Origin of the sequence: Kitasatospora sp. NPDC056651, from assembly GCF_042792155.1 — a bacterium.
Taxonomy (GTDB): domain Bacteria; phylum Actinomycetota; class Actinomycetes; order Streptomycetales; family Streptomycetaceae; genus Kitasatospora.
Map to the genome: position 1 here is coordinate 35,091 of NZ_JBHTWX010000066.1, position 15,216 is coordinate 50,306.

10 protein-coding genes are annotated in these 15,216 nt (G+C 74.3%); 9 read left to right on the forward strand and 1 reads right to left on the reverse strand.

The features are described 5' to 3' along the window. Window positions 1-67 precede the first annotated feature (67 nt). The 7 genes from ACFRAR_RS24235 (at window position 68) to ACFRAR_RS24265 (ending at window position 12,781) form a co-directional block, all read left to right on the forward strand. Window positions 68-2,020, forward strand: a complete 1,953-nt coding sequence (locus ACFRAR_RS24235; RefSeq protein ID WP_380700264.1) for an ATP-binding protein — start codon at window positions 68-70, stop codon at window positions 2,018-2,020. A gap of 61 nt (window positions 2,021-2,081) precedes the next feature. Further along, on the forward strand, window positions 2,082-4,481 hold the full coding sequence (locus ACFRAR_RS24240) for a hypothetical protein (RefSeq protein WP_380700265.1): 2,400 nt from the start codon (window positions 2,082-2,084) through the stop codon (window positions 4,479-4,481). A gap of 130 nt (window positions 4,482-4,611) precedes the next feature. Further along, window positions 4,612-5,262: a DedA family protein gene (locus tag ACFRAR_RS24245; protein ID WP_380700266.1), complete on the forward strand. Its 651-nt coding sequence runs from the start codon at window positions 4,612-4,614 to the stop codon at window positions 5,260-5,262. A gap of 119 nt (window positions 5,263-5,381) precedes the next feature. After that, window positions 5,382-7,166: a threonine/serine exporter family protein gene (locus tag ACFRAR_RS24250; protein ID WP_380700267.1), complete on the forward strand. Its 1,785-nt coding sequence runs from the start codon at window positions 5,382-5,384 to the stop codon at window positions 7,164-7,166. A 78-nt stretch (window positions 7,167-7,244) separates the two neighbouring features. Next, window positions 7,245-8,324, forward strand: coding sequence for a hypothetical protein (locus ACFRAR_RS24255; RefSeq protein ID WP_380700268.1), 1,080 nt, complete (start codon window positions 7,245-7,247; stop codon window positions 8,322-8,324). A gap of 323 nt (window positions 8,325-8,647) precedes the next feature. Beyond that, window positions 8,648-9,925, forward strand: a complete 1,278-nt coding sequence (locus ACFRAR_RS24260; protein ID WP_380700269.1) for a C40 family peptidase — start codon at window positions 8,648-8,650, stop codon at window positions 9,923-9,925. 126 nt (window positions 9,926-10,051) lie between these two features. Then, a complete protein-coding gene (locus ACFRAR_RS24265; protein WP_380700270.1) occupies window positions 10,052-12,781 on the forward strand; it encodes a hypothetical protein in 2,730 nt (909 codons plus the stop codon). Between the two features lie 91 nt (window positions 12,782-12,872). Here the strand turns inward: ACFRAR_RS24265 and ACFRAR_RS24270 are convergent, their stop codons facing one another. Continuing rightward, window positions 12,873-13,196, reverse strand: coding sequence for a hypothetical protein (locus tag ACFRAR_RS24270; protein ID WP_380700271.1), 324 nt, complete (start codon window positions 13,194-13,196; stop codon window positions 12,873-12,875). Between the two features lie 124 nt (window positions 13,197-13,320). On the opposite strand from ACFRAR_RS24270, the gene ACFRAR_RS24275 reads away from it, so the two are divergent. Next, window positions 13,321-13,851 carry a GNAT family N-acetyltransferase gene (locus tag ACFRAR_RS24275; protein WP_380700272.1) on the forward strand — a complete coding sequence of 177 codons (531 nt, stop codon included), beginning with the start codon at window positions 13,321-13,323 and terminating at the stop codon, window positions 13,849-13,851. Between the two features lie 40 nt (window positions 13,852-13,891). Further along, window positions 13,892-15,172, forward strand: coding sequence for a GNAT family N-acetyltransferase (locus ACFRAR_RS24280; protein WP_380700273.1), 1,281 nt, complete (start codon window positions 13,892-13,894; stop codon window positions 15,170-15,172). Window positions 15,173-15,216: the final 44 nt, after the last annotated feature.

The following is a 15,216-nucleotide window of genomic DNA, read 5'->3' on the forward strand; positions in this document are numbered from 1 at the left end:
GCCCTGGGGTAGGCAATAAGAGGAAAGAAATGGTCGCCCGATTGTCGCACTGGCACACTGAGGACCCATGTCTGAAGGTGTCCCGCCCGAGCCCATTCCCGCCGAGGAGCTGCGGACGACCGAGGTCGATCTCGGCGGCCTGGTGAACGTCCTCGCCACCCACCTCTACTCCACCCCGCTGGTCGCCCTGCGCGAACTGGTCCAGAACGCGCACGACTCGCACACCCGCCGGCTCCTGGAGGACCCGGACGGCGACCACCGCCCGCAGATCCGGGTGCGCGCCGACGCCGTCCGCCGGACCGTCGCCATCGAGGACACCGGGGCCGGCCTCACCGAACCCGAGATCCACTCCTACCTGGCCACCGTCGGCACCGGCTACACCCGGATGCTGCGCGAACTGACCGGCAACCAGGAGCTGATCGGGGCCTTCGGCCTGGGCTTCCTCTCCGCCTTCTCGGTCGCCGACGAGGTCACCGTCACCACCACCTCGCACCGCGAGCCGCACCTCGGCCACCGCTACCGCAGCCGCGGCGGCGAGCAGTACCGGGTCGAGCCGGTGCCCGCCCGGCCCGCCCCGGGCACGGTGGTCGAGCTGGCGCTCAAGACCGAGCACGGCCACCTCGCCGACGAGGACGTGCTGCGCGACGTGCTCGGCCGGTACTGCGTGCTGCTGCCGATCCCGGTCTTCGTCGGCGAGGACGAGCGGCCGGTCAACTCCGTCGAGGTGCCCTGGCGGCAGGCCGACCCGTCGCCCACCGCCACCCCCGGCAGGGACGCGTCGCGCCGCCCCTCCGACGGCGACCGGTACGACGCCCGGATGCGCTTCGCCACCGCCTTCGGCCGCCGCTTCGAGCCGCTCACCGCCTTCCCGGTCCAGCCGGTCGAGGGCGCCACCGACGCGGTCGGCCTGCTCTGGGTCCAGGACGGCGGCACCTACGGCAGCAGCGACAACCGCGACCTCGCCGTGTACCTGCGCGGCATGCTGCTCGCCGAGGACGCCCGCGACCTGCTGCCCGGCTGGGCCGGGTTCATCGGCGGCGTGGTCGAGTCAGGCCGGCTCACCCCCACCGCCAGCCGCGAGGACCTCCAGCGCGACGAGCACTACCGCGCGCTCCAGCGGGCCCTCACCGACGCCATCGTCGAGGGCCTGTACGAGACCGCCCGGCTGCGGCCCGCCGCCTGGCGCCGCGTCCTCACCCGGCACGGCCAGGACCTGCTCGGCGCCGCGCTCTGCGACGAGCGGCTGTTCACCCTGCTCGCCGACGACGTCCCGGTGCCCACCTCCCAGGGCGACCTCACGGCCGGTGCGCTGCGCGCGGCCGGCGGGGGAGCGGTGCACGTCGCGCTGGGCAGCGGCGGCGGCTTCGAGGAGATGCTGTACCGGGCGATGCGGGTGCCGATCGCGCGCGGCGACCGCTACGCCGTCCTGCCGTTCCTGCGCCGCTACGCCCAGCTGCGCGGCTGCCGGCTGGTCGAACTGGGCAGCGAGCAGGGCAACCGCGAGCTGTTCCGCGACCCGGAGCGCCCGCTGCCGGAGCACGAGTCCGCCTGGCTGGCCGGCGCCCTCGCCGACCGGGGCGAGCAGCTCGTGCCGGCCCGCTTCGACCCGCCCGGCCTGCCGCTGGTGCTGGTGCCGGACCGCGAGGCCGAGCTGAAGGCCCGGATCGAGGACGACCAGGCGGACGCCCGGATCCCCTCCGCCGCCCTGCGGCTGGCCCGGGCCTTCACCGCCCGCACCGACGGCGAGGTCCGGGCCCGGCTCTACCTCAACCTGGCCAGCCCGGCGGTCCAGGACCTGCTCACCGCCTACCGGGCCGGCCACACCGGCAGCGCGACCGCGGCCGGGCTGCTCCGCTCGCTCAAGGTGATCATGGCCGCGGCCTCGGCCGGTCCCTCCGAGGGCGACCTGACCGCCGCGCTGGCCGGCATCGGCACCGCGGTCTCCGCCCTGACCGCCGCCGTGCCGGCCGGCCTGCCGGACGTCCCGGACAGCCCCGGCGCCCTCTCGGAGGAGGCGTGACGGACGGATTGTCAGTGGGGTGCGGTAGACAACTCATCAGTACGACGCAGGGGGAACGGGAATGACCACCGACATCTGGGCCTGGGTGCGGGACGCCCACCGGCAGCTGGCCGAGGCCGGTCACCACCGGCTGGCCGACGCCATCGTGGAGCTGCCCGGGCACGCCACCCAGGGGCGCAACGAGCAGCTGGACGCGCTCTACCCGGAGGCGGTGGCCGCCGCCCGGTCGCTCGGCCTGCCCTGGGTCGAGGTCTACCTGCGGCACTGGCGGATGCAGAACCTGCTGAACAAGCGCCAGCAGGGCGAGACGGTGCTGCCCGAGGCGGTCGACCTGCTGGACTTCGCGCACCGCGAGGAGACGGCGAGCTGCCCGCAGTCCGTCTGCGTGGTGCAGGACTTCGCGATCTGCCACGCCCGGGTCGACGGGCCGGGGTACGTCGCCGAGCGCCTCGCCGTGGTCGGCGAGACGCTGGAGCGCATCGAGCCCGCCCGGGCCTGCTACGACTGCCTCTCCCGCGAGTACTCCGACGCCCTGGAGGACGACGGCCGGGCGGCCGAGGCGCTGGACTACCTGGACTCCGCGGCCAACCGGATGCGGGCGGCCGGCCAGCAGGTCTCGCTCCGCTTCCAGCAGGCCCGGGCCGGCACCTTGCACCTGCTGGGCCGGCACCAGGAGGTGCTGGAGCTGCTGGACACCGCCGAGCGGGCCGAGCAGGCGCAGGGCAGCCCGCTGGACGAGCGCGACGAGCGCTGGGGCGCCCTGCTGCGGGCCCGGGCGTTCGCCGGGCTCGGTCGCACCGAGGAGGCGCTCGCCCTGCTGCCCGAGCGGTCCGAGGCCGAGCTCCACGCCGACCTGCGCGGCGCCTGGACGCAGACGGTCGAGCTGCTGGTCGCGGCCGGCGCCTGGGAGAACGACACCGAGCTGGGCGCCGTGCTGGCCGGCTGGGTCGGCTACCTGGACGACGTCGGCGCGCACCGCCCCTGCGTGGACCTCCTGCTGACGGCGGGCCGGCTCGCGCTCGCCCGCGGCGCCCGCACGGTGGCGCTGACCCTCGCCGCGGCGGGGGAGCGCAAGCTCACCCGGCTGCGGCGCACGGACGGCGTGGCGGAGCAGGTCGCGGCCCTGCGCACGGCCGCCGAGGCGCTGCCGCGGCCCGAGCTGCCCGTCCCGCCGGGCGAGCTGGCGGCGCACCTGGCCGAGGCCCGGGTGCCCTTCGAGACCGGCGCCGACCTGCTCTCCGTCGCTCTGGACCGGTACCGGGGTGAGCAGGCCGGCGCCACCGACCTGACGGTGCTCCTGGCCACCGTGCTGGGCAGCCTCGGGCACGCCCGCGCGGCCGCCGACCTGCTGTGGCGGGGTCTGGACGCCACCCCGGGGGACGAGGAGCTGACGGGCGCGCTCGGCGAGATGCTGATCGAGGCCCGGGACGGCGAGGGGGTGCGCCGCCTCGCGGACCTGCTCTCCCTGACCGCCCCGGCCGACGGGCACTGGATACGCGCCCGCTGGGCCGGTGCCGAGGGCCGCTGGGCCGAGGCACTGGAGCAGTGCCGGGCGATCCTGGCGCTGGACGACGAGGTGCTCAACACCCGCCGCCTCGCCGCCCACGCCGCGACCGAGCTGGGCGACCACGCCACCGCGCAGCGGTACTACCTGGAACTGCTGGAGCGCGCGACCCCCCTCGGTGCCACCGCCGACGGCACCGACGAGGACGGCGGCCCCGCCGAGGGAACCGACGAGGACGGCGGCCACCGGGCGGTCCAGGTGCCCGACCTGTGGCACCTGATCACCGCGGCCACCGCCAACCGGGACTGGGCCGTGGTCCGCTCCACCGGCGCGCTGCTCGACATCGAGTTCGACGAGCCCGAGGGCCCGGTGGACGAGGGGTGGCAGCTGGTCACCATCCGCGCCACCCGTACCAACGGCACGACGGCCGACCTGCCCGCCGTCCGGACGGGCCCGGCCACCGCCCGCATCCTGCCGGTGCTCGGCGAGGACCTGACGCTCAACCACGGCGACGTGGTGGTCTTCGGCCCGGCCCTGCTGGAGAGCCCGCCCGGCGAGGACGCCCCGGAGGAGGAGCGGGAGCGCTGGCGCCCGGTCTTCGGGTTCCTGACCCTGCTCGACCCGGCCGGGTACACCACGTACTGGATCGACGGAGGCTGGCCCGGCGACGATCCCTGGGTCCGCCTGCGCGAGGACCTCGTCCAGGAGGGCTACGCGCTCTGGGCGTACAGCGGGGACCAGTACCGGATCACCGACCCGGCCGAGGACGGCGACACCCTGCCCGGGGTCTACGCCGCCCTCGGCGTCCCGCCGACCGCCTCGGCGGCCGAGGCGGACGCCCTGCTGCACCGGCTGACGGGCGACTGGCCGCACCCGCTCGCCTGGCCGGCCCTGGCCAAGGCGGCCGGCGTGGACCTCGACCGGCACGAGGAGATCGTCGAACGCTACGGGCTCTGACCGCCCCCGACCGCGAGGCCCCGACCGCGCGCCCTCGACCGCGCGCCCCGACCGTACGGCCCCCGGTCGAGTCTTTGTCAATGCTTTACCCTTCCATTGCCAAGACTCGACCTTCCGGAGTGCCCGCACCGTGACCAGCCTCGCCCTCGGCCCCTCCTGGCTCGATCCGACCACCCTGATCTCCACCTTCGGCCTGATCGGCATCCTGGCCATCGTCTTCGCCGAGTCCGGCCTGCTGATCGGCTTCTTCCTGCCCGGTGACTCGCTGCTGTTCACCACCGGTCTGCTGGTGGCCGGCGGCACCTACCTGCACCAGCCGCTCTGGCTGGTCTGCGCGCTGGTCGTGGTCGCCGCCATGGCCGGGGACCAGGTCGGCTACCTCTTCGGCCGCAAGGTCGGCCCGAGCCTCTTCCGCCGCCCCGACTCCCGGATCTTCAAGCAGGAGAACGTGGAGAAGGCCGCGGCCTTCTTCGACCGGCACGGCCCCAAGGCGATCGTGCTGGCCCGCTTCGTGCCGATCGTCCGCACCTTCACCCCGGTCGTGGCCGGCGTGAGCAGGATGAACTACCGCGGCTTCGTGGTGTTCAACCTGGTCGGCGGCGTGCTGTGGGGCGGCGGCGTCACCGTGCTCGGCTACTTCCTGGGGCAGATCCCGTTCGTCCGGGACAACATCGAGGCCATCCTGGTCGGCATCGTGCTGGTCTCGGTGGTCCCGGTGGCGATCGAACTGCTGCGGGCCCGCCGCGCCGGCCGCTCCGCCGCGGACCACCGCGCCGGGTAGGCGCTCGCCGCACCTTCCACGGGACGTCGCGTACATGTGCGTCAGGCGTCCTGATCAGGCAAGGTGTAACCCGAGATCGAACGGTGGCCGAGGGCCACCAGGGGCGGCAAGGAGCGGAAGTGCCTAAGCGGGGCCGACCGGGTGCGGGCAAGCGGGCGAGGGGAGGCCGGGCGGTACGACAGACGCGGCAGGCGCTCCCGAAGCCGGTGCACCCCGCCGACGCGCCGCCCACCGAGGGTCTGCTCGGTCACCCCGCGCCGCCGGTCGAGCCCACCACCGTCGTCCCGCTCGCCCCGCCCGTCCCGGAGACCAGGGGCCTGCTGGCCCCCGAGCCCGAGCCGGCGGCCCGCCCCGAGGCCGAGCGCCCGGTCCGCCGCCGCTCGGTGGCCGAGGACACCCTCACCCCCGAGGAGTGGCGGGCGGCCGGCTACACCCCGCCCGCCGGCATCCCGATCCCGGACCTGACCGTCGGCGCCCCCGGCGAGGCGCCCTGGCCGGACCGGATGCGCACGCTGCTGCGCACCCCGATGTCCGAGCGCCCCGCCTTCGAGCGCACCGCCCGCGAGATGCACCCCTCGTCGGCCGTCACCCGCAACGTCCCGCGCATCCTCGACCTGACGCTGCGCATCGGCGAGCTGCTGCTGGCCAGCGGCGAGGCCGCCGAGGACGTCGAGGCGGCGATGCTCGGCATCGCGCACGCCTACCGCCTGGACCGCTGCGAGCCGCAGGTCACCTTCACCCTGATCGGCATCTCGTACCAGCCCTCGCTGGTCGAGCCCCCGGTCACCGCCGACCGGGTGGTGCGCCGCCGCACCTCCGACTACACCCGGCTCGACGCGGTGTACGAGCTGGTCGCGGACATCACCGCGGAGAAGGTGTCGGTCAACGACGCCTACCGCCGGCTGGCCCTGATCCGCCGCAACCGGCACCCGTACCCGGCCTGGTTCCTCGCCCTGACCACCGGCCTGCTGGCCGGCGCGGCGACCTTCCTGGTCGGCGGGAAGGCGGACGACAAGGGCTGGCTGGTGTTCGTGAGCGCCTTCGTCGCGGCCGTCCTCGGCGACCGGCTGGCCTCGGCGCTGGCCAAGCGCCGACTGCCGGAGTTCTACCAGTTCGTGGCGGCCGCGATGCCGGCCGCCGCCTCCGGGATCATCCTCTCGCTCAACGACTGGGGCCTGCGCGGCTCGGTCGTGATCACGGGTGGACTGTTCGCCCTGCTGCCCGGGCGGGCCCTGGTCGCCGCCGTGCAGGACGGCCTGACCGGCTTCTACATCACCGCCGCGGCCCGGCTGCTGGAAGTGGTCTACCTGGTCGCGGGCATCGTGATCGGGGTGATGGTGATCCTCTACCTGGGGGTCGGCTTCGAGGCGAACCTGCGCCCCGACGAGAGCCTGGTGGGCGTCAACTACCCGCCGGTCCAGATGGCCGCCGCGATGCTGCTGACCCTGGCCTTCGCGACGCTGCTCCAGACCGACCGCCGCTCGCTGGCCCTGGTCACGGTCAACAGCGGCATCGGCTGGGCCAGCTACGGCGCGCTGGTGTACAACGCGGGCGTCAACCCGATCGCGGCGACCGGTGTGGCGGCCGGGCTGGTCGGCCTCTTCGGCCAGCTGATGGCGCGCTACCGAAACGGTTCGGCGCTGCCGTACGTGACCGCCGCGATCGGCCCGCTGATGCCCGGTTCGGCGCTCTACCTGGGGATGCTCGCCTTCGCCCAGGGGCACTCCAGCGCCGGCCTGGTGTCGGTCTTCCGGGCGGCGGCGATCGCGATGGCGCTGGCGGTCGGGGTGAACCTCGGCGGGGAGATCGCCCGGCTGTTCATGAAGCTGCCGGTCGGCGGCGAGCGCCCGTCGCTCTACCCGGCGATGCCGCGCCGGGCGGCCAAGCGCACTCGGGGGTTCTGACCGGGCGCCGGCCCGCCGCGCACGCGGGCCGCGCCGCGCAGGCTCCAGCACGCAGGACCAGGAACGAAGGTAAGACCCATGACGACCCTGCTGGACAGCTACCGCGAGCACATCGTCAACACGCACAAGCAACCGCTGTTCCTGCTGCTGGTCGGGTTCATCACCTCCTTCGTCTTCATCCGGTTCAGCGTCCGGATGATCCGCGCCCAGGTCCGCTGGTGGCCCGGCAACGTGACCCCCGGCGGCCTGCACATCCACCACATGGTCTTCGGCCTGGGCTTCCTGCTGCTCGGCGGCATCGGGGTGTTCGCCACCTACGGCGGGCAGCCGTGGATGGACTGGTTCGGGCTGGCCTTCGGCATCGGCTGCGGCCTGGTGCTGGACGAGTTCGCGCTGATCCTGCACCTGGACGACGTGTACTGGAGCGAGCAGGGCCGCAAGTCGGTGGACGCGGTGATCTTCGGCATCCTGTTCACCTCCCTGCTGCTGGTCGGGTACGTGCCGCTCGGTGTGGTGCCCGGCGAGGAGACCAGGTGGGGCCTGATCACGATCATCTCGGTGAACTCCCTGGCCTCGGTGATCACCCTGTTCAAGGGCAAGGTGTGGACCGGCCTGCTCGGGATCATGGTCCCCGGCCTGTCCTGGATCGGGGCGATCCGGCTGGCCCGGCCGAGCAGTCCGTGGGCCCGCTGGCGGTACGCCGAGCGCCCCCGCCGCCGGGCGCGCGCGCTGCGGCGCGAGCGCCTGCTGCACCGGCGCGCGGACCGGGCCCGCACCTGGCTCTTCGACCTGATCGCCGGGGCCCCCGACAAGGTGCCCGCCAACCACCCCGCCGCGCACCGGGTGGCCGAGCGGATGGCCGCCCGGGCCACCGCCCACCTGGACGCGCACGCCGCCCGGGCGCTGGCCCGTCGGCGGGCCAGGCTGGCCGACCGCCGCTCGGCCGCCGCCGCCGCCGGAGCGGAGGGGCGGCCTGCGGGCGCGGCGGACCAGGCGGCCGGGGGCGCCGGCGAGGCCCGCTCCCGCCTGGCGCAGCAGCGCCGCCGTACCGTCCGGGCCGGGCGCAGCCGGGCCGTCGCGGTCGGCCCGACCGGGCTGGAGAGCCGCCCCGAGCGGAACCCCCGGCTGCGGACGCACACCCGCCGGATCGGCCGGTAGTACGCGGGCCCGTTCGGGGGGTCCGTTCGGGGGGTCCGTTCGGGGGTTCCTGGAACCGGCGATTCATCAGATGATCTGACAGTCACTCGACCGGCGGCGCATGTTCCAGGTGTGAAGCCCGCCGGAATTGAGAACATGAGCGTCATGTGACCGTTCTGTCACGTGATGGGATGATTCATCGGACTTCCGCCTCCCCTTCTTGGTGCCACCCCCTCCCGGTGTCACCCCCTCCCGGCACCGCCGTCTGCCGGTCCGCCGAGCACCCCCCCGAGGCCGCACCGTCCGACGCCGTCCCCTCCGGACCCGTCAGAAGGGGATGTCCCGTGGCGCGCAGGCTCCTGCTGACCCTCCTGCTGTCCCTCACCGCCGTGCTCGGGCTGCTCCCCGCCGCCCGGGCCGTCCCGGCGGACCCGGCCCCGGCGGACCCCGGTTCCTCGGCGGGCCGGGCCGGCGGCGAGGAGCCGTACCCGACCACCGAGGAGATCGACCGGGCCCGCGCCGAGGCCGACGGCAAGGCGTCCTCGGTGGACGCCCTGGAGGCCGCGCTCACCGCCGCCCGGGCCGAGCTGGACCGGGCCGGGCGCGCCACCGAACGGGCCGTCGAGGCGTACAACGGCGCCCAGCTCGCGTTCGCCCGGGCCCGTACCGAGGAGGCCGCCGCCGCGCTGCGCGCCGCCGCCGCCGAGGCCGAGCGGTCGGCCGCCGCCGAGGACGCGGCCCGGCTCGCCGCCGAGACGTACCGGCAGGGCGCGGGCGCCGAGCTGTCCGCCCTCAACGCGCTGCTCGGCGCCCACGGCCCGCGCGAGGCGGGCGACCGGGTCGTCGCGATCGGCCAGGTCAGCGAGCGCACCCGGCAGATCCTGGACGCCGCCACCTCCACGGCCGCCGCCGCCCGTACCGCCTCCGCCGCCGCCCGGGCCGCCACCGGGGCGGCCGGGAAGGCCGCCGCCGAGGTCGGCGCGGCCAAGCTCCGGGCGGAGCAGCGGCTGGCCGCCCAGCAGGGCGAGGTGGCCGCCGCCGACCGGCGCCGCGAGCGGCTGCTCGCCGAGCTGGCCGTCGCCCGGGACACCACCGTCGAGCTGGAGCGTGAACGCCGCGAGGCCCTGGAGGCGATCGCCGCCCGTGAGGCCGAGGCGGCCGCCCGCGCCGCCGCCGAACAGGCCGCCCGGGAGGCCGAGGAGGCCGCCGCCAAGGCCGCGCAGGCCCTGCCGCCGCCGCCCGCCCGCCCGTGGTCGGCCGAGGGCGCGGCCGCCGCCGTCGCCTTCGCCAAGTCCAAGATCGGCCTGCCCTACGTCTGGGGCGGCGAGGGTCCGGGCGGCTACGACTGCTCCGGGCTGACCATGATGGCCTGGCGCGAGGGCGGCCGGCGGCTCAACCACTTCGCCGCCGACCAGTACGCCGAGAGCACCCCGGTCGGCTACCGCGACCTGCGCCCCGGCGACCTGGTCTTCTGGAGCGACACCGGGCGCGCCGCCGACATCTTCCACGTCGGGCTGTACATCGGCGACGACCAGATGGTCGAGGCGCCGCGGGCCGGCAAGCCGATCAAGCAGGCCAGTCTCTGGATCATGGGCACGCCGAACTTCTACGCCCGGCCGTGAGGACCGGTGGCTGTCCGTCCCGAAGTTCGATCACCGTAGAAATCCCGCTTGTTGGCGCTACCTCAGGTCGGTAATCTGACGCGGCCATTAAGGCGATCATCAGACTTTCAGACCTAGAGGGTGTTGGTGTCCCACCGCCGTCTCATCGCGACCGCCGCGTCCATCGCCGCCGGATTCGCCTTCCTGCCGAGCCAGGCGTTCGCCGCCGGCCCGGCCCAGCCCGCCGTACCGCCCGCCGTGGAGGCCCCGGCCCTCACCGGGACCGGGCCGTCCACGCCCAGGACCTTCACCAGCCCGGCGGACAAGTCCTACCGGGTGCAGGACCGGCCCGCCCCACAGGCCGCGGCCGCCCCGAAGGCCGCGGCCGCCCCGCGCGCCGCCGGCCGGACGATCTACGCCATCACCGCCTCGACCTGCACCACCGACACCGGCACCGGCGCCCAGGCCACGCCGTTCTGCAGCCTCCAGCACGCCGTCGACGCGGCCGCGCCCGGCGACACCGTCAAGGTGTCCGGCAAGATCGAGTACGGGAACCCGGCCCAGTCCAGGGAATCGGTGGTCGTCCGGACCTCCGGGCTGACCATCGTCGGCGGCGACAACACCCCGCAGGTCGTCACCGCGGGCAACCAGCCCACGCTGACCCTGGACGGCGTCAGCGACGTGACGATCAGCCACCTCTACCTGAGCGCCAACGTCACCTCGGGCACCGTGGCGGTCAAGGGCTCCAGCCGGATCACCCTCGACTCCAACCACGTCTCGGCCGGCAGCGCCGCCAGCGTCGGCATCGCCATCGACGGCGCCTCCAGCGCGGTCGCGGTGACCCGCACCCACGTGTCGCCCGACATCATGGTCGCCGGCACGGCCATCACCGTCGACGCCGGTGCGCGGGACGTCACCCTGGCCGGAAACCTGCTGGCCTCCTCCGGCATCGCCGCCACCGGGGTGCAGGGGCTGAAGGTCACCGGCAACTCCATCCAGCGCGGCTGCCGCCCGGCAGTCGCCGTGGACGGCGCCGCCACGGCGGTGTCGATCCAGAACAACCTGCTGGTGGAGTCCACCACCGCGGCCGCCTGCGACTCCGGCGCGCCGGCCGTGACGGTGGCCGCCGAGTCGGCCGCGGGGACCACCACCGACTACAACGACTTCTACTCCGCCGTCGCCAACGGCGCCGGGCCCTACCGCTGGGCCGGCACCGCGTACCCGACGCTCGCCGCGTTCCGGGCCGCCACGCCCCAGGGCGCCCACGACACCGTCGAGGCGGTGGCCCCGTCGACGGTCGGCAGCGGCTACGAGTACGGCGTGGCCTACGCGCTGCAGCCCGGCTCCACCGCGATCGGCGCGGCCAACCCGAACGCCCCCGGCGCGCTGACCACGGACTTCTTCGGCAACGGCCCGATGACCGACCGGGGCGCGGTGAAGTACCTGAGCACCAACCCCGGCATGGCCATGGCCCTCACCGCGCGGAACACCAGCGCGTACGGCGTCACGCTGTCCGTGGACGTGACCAGCAAGCCGGTGGCCCAGGACCTGTACGTCACCTGGGGCGACGGCGCCACGGACATCGTGAACTTCGCCGGCGACAAGCCGGTGAAGTCGACGCTGGTCCACCGCTACCAGCAGCTGGGCGACTACACCGTCACCGCCACCGACTACGACCGCAGCGGGAACACCGCCCGCAACACGGTGAACGTCAGCACCCTCGGCTCGCGGTACACCCCCTACGGGCCCAAGCGGCTGCTGGACACCCGCGACGGCACCGGCGCGACCGTCGCCAAGATCCCGGCCGGCGGCACCGCACGGGTGAAGGTCGGCGGCAGCGGCGGCATCCCCACCGGCGTCACCGCGGCCGTCCTGAACGTGACCGTCACCAACCCGGCGACGGCGGGCCACATCGACGCCTACCCGGAGGGCGGCACCCGGCCGGCCACCTCCAACGTCAACTACCAGGCCTGGCAGACCGTCCCGAACCTGGTGACGGTGCCGGTCGGCGCGAACGGCTACGTCGACCTGTACAACGGCGGCTGGGGCGCGGTGGACCTGATCGCCGACATCACCGGCTACTTCACCCAGTCCAACACCAACGGCTACTTCGAGGTCGGGTCGCGGCGCCTGGTCGACACCCGGGACGGCACCGGCGCGCCGCGCGGCCAGGTCGGCGCCTACCGCTCCATCCCGGTGCAGATCGCCGACTCGGCCCCCGGCATCCCCTACTCCGGCGTCAACGCGGTCGCGCTGAACATCACCGTCACCGACCCGCGCAGCGACGGCCACCTGACGGTGTACCCGAGCGGACAGGCGCTGCCCACCGCCTCGAACGTCAACTTCACCGCCGGGCAGACCGTGGCCAACGCGGTCGTCGTCCCGGTCGGCGCGGACGGCAGGATCCAGGTGTACAACGGCGCCTGGGCCCCGGCCGACGTGATCGTCGACGTGGTCGGCTACTACGGCTCGTACGGCGGGTCCGCCTACATGCCGGTCGAGCCGGAGCGGCTGCTGGACACCCGCGACGCGTCGACCTGGCGCGGCGGTCCGCTGGGCGGCCGCTACTACGTCCCGCTGCACCTGACCAACCGCGACGACATCCGGGCGTTCGTCTTCAACGCCACCGTCACCAACACCCGCGACGCCGGGCACCTGTCGATCGGCGGGGACGGGAACACCTGGGAGGCCTACCAGAACGGGACGGCGTACCCGCAGACGGCGCCGAACGTCTCGACGCTCAACTGGCGTCGTGGCGAGACGGTTCCGAACATGGCCCAGGCGGTGCCGGCCCACGGCATCGTCGACTTCTTCAACGAGAGCGACGGGCCGCTCGACCTGGTCGTGGACGTCTTCGGCTACTACCAGAACGGCTGATCCGGTTGTGCCGAGGTCCCCGGGGCGGCGTTCCGCCCCGGGGACCTCCGCGTTGATCGCGGCCTGTTCGGCGCCCGCCGGTCAGCGCCCGCTACCGGTTGCTCATGGCGTCCAGCGCCGCACGGCTCGCACGCAGCCGCACGAAGGCCCAGCCCCAGAGCGCTGCGAGCGGCAGGGCCACCAGGACCGCCGCGACCGCGCCGCCGATCCGGCCGATCGCCTCGGAGTCGCAGACCTCCTGCAGGTGGAAGCTCTTCGGCTGGTAGAAGGCCGGCGCGTCACAGGTCCCGTTGCCCGGGACGAAGACCTGCCAGAGCGCGAAGAGCCAGACGGCGACGGTCAGCCCGCCGACGAGCTTCGCGGCCAGGGACCAGCCCTCGACGTCCTTCAGCTGCCGGGAGTACTCGGTCTCCATGGTTCCCCCCAAAACGGAATCGTCCGTACCTGAACCGGCACGAGGATGCCAGCCCGCGCCGCCGGACGCCAATGTCAGTGGGCCGCGCTAGCGTGGCCGCCCGGACCGGCACCGAGGAGGAACCGTGCGGCTGAGGGATGTTCGGGCGGGGGACGTCGAGGCGTACGTCCGGATGCGCTGCGACCCGGTGATGATGGCCGAGCTGGGCGGGCCGCTGCCCCAGGCGGCGGTGGAGGCGCGGCTGCGCAAGGACGTGGCCGAGGTGGCCGCCGACAGCTCCTGGATCAGGATGATCGTGCCGGACGGCGCGGACGGCGCCGACGGCGACGAGGCGGCGGGCACGATCACGCTCTGGTCGGACGAGGAGGACGGCGAGACGGTCTCCGAGATCGGCTGGATGGTGCTGCCCGAGCACCAGGGGCGCGGCCTCGCCAAGGCGGCCGTCCGCCTGGTGCTGGACGCCGCCGCCGAGGACGGCCGCTGGGGCGAGGTGCACGCCAACCCGGGGGTCACCAACGGGCCGTCCAACGGGATCTGCCGGGCGCTGGGCTTCCGGCTGCTCGGCGACCGGGACCTGGACTTCTCCGACCGCGTCCTGCACGTCAACCACTGGGTGGTGACGCCGGGCGAGCACCACGGGTCGGGCACGGAATAAATCGGATGCCACTTCCCAACGGCCGCCGTACGGTGGCCCCATGGGCAACAGCATCGATCACACGACCGTCGACACCGTGAGCGGCATCCAGGTGCGGGCCGTCTCGGCGGACGAGGTGGCGGAGTGGAGCCGGGCGCTCAACTTCGGCTTCCTGCGCCCCGATGTGGGCCCCGCGTCGGAGCTGCTCCACCGACTGTTCGAGCCGGGCCGGATGCTGGCCGGATTCGACGGCGAGCGCCAGATCGCCACCTTCCGCAGCTTCGACGCCGAGCTGACCGTCCCCGGCGGGGCCGTCGTGCCGGCCGATGCCATCACCAACGTCACGGTGAGCGCCACCCACCGCCGCCGCGGCCTGCTCAGCGCGATGATGCGCCGGGACCTCGCGGCCGCCGCCGGGCGCGGCAGCGCGGTCGCCATCCTGCTCGCCGCCGAGTACAACATCTACGGCCGGTTCGGCTTCGGCCCGGCCACCCGGGGCGGCGGCTGGAACATCGACCTGCGCCGTAGCCGGGGCCTGCGCGACGGCCTGCCGGGCGTCCCCGGCGGCCGGATCGACTTCGTGACCATGGCGGAACTGCGCGAGCTGGGCGCCGACCTGTACGAGCGCTGGCGGCGCACCCAGCCAGGCGCGATCAACCGCAGCCCGGTCCGGTGGGAGCGCAACGTCGGGAAGATTCCGGTACCGGGCGACGAGTTCAAGGAACCGTTCGCCGCCGTCCACCGGGACGCCGACGGCACGGTCACCGGCCTGGTGACCTACCGGATCACCAACAAGTGGGACCACGCCTACCCCGACTGCACGCTCACCGTGGACGAGTTCATCGCCCTCGACCTGCCCACCGCCGTCGAACTCTGGCGCCTGGTCCTGTCGGTCGACTGGGTGGCCCGGGTCGACGTGCGCAAGCTCGGCCCGAGCGACCCGCTGCCGCTGCTGCTCCAGGACCCGCGCGCGGCCACCCCGCACGAGGACAACTCCGACATGCTGTGGCTCCGGGTGCTCGACGTCGAGGCCGCCTTCGCCGCCCGGACGTACGGCGCCCCCGGCCGGGTGGTGCTGGAGATCGACGACAAGCTCGGCTACGCGTCAGGCCGTTGGGCCCTGGAGGCGGCCCAGGACGGCACCGGCCGCTGCGTCCGCACCACCGACGACGCCGACATCGCCCTCGACGCCTCACAGTTGGGCTCCCTCTACCTGGGCGCCGAGACGGCGTCGAAGCTCGCCTCGGCCGCCCTCCTCACCGAACTCCGCCCCGGCGCGGCAGCCGCGGCCGACCTGCTGCTCCGCACCCCGGTCCAGGCCTGGACCCCGACGGAGTTCTGAGCCGATCCGGATAGCGGAAGGCCGGCCCGCCGCAAGCGCGGGCC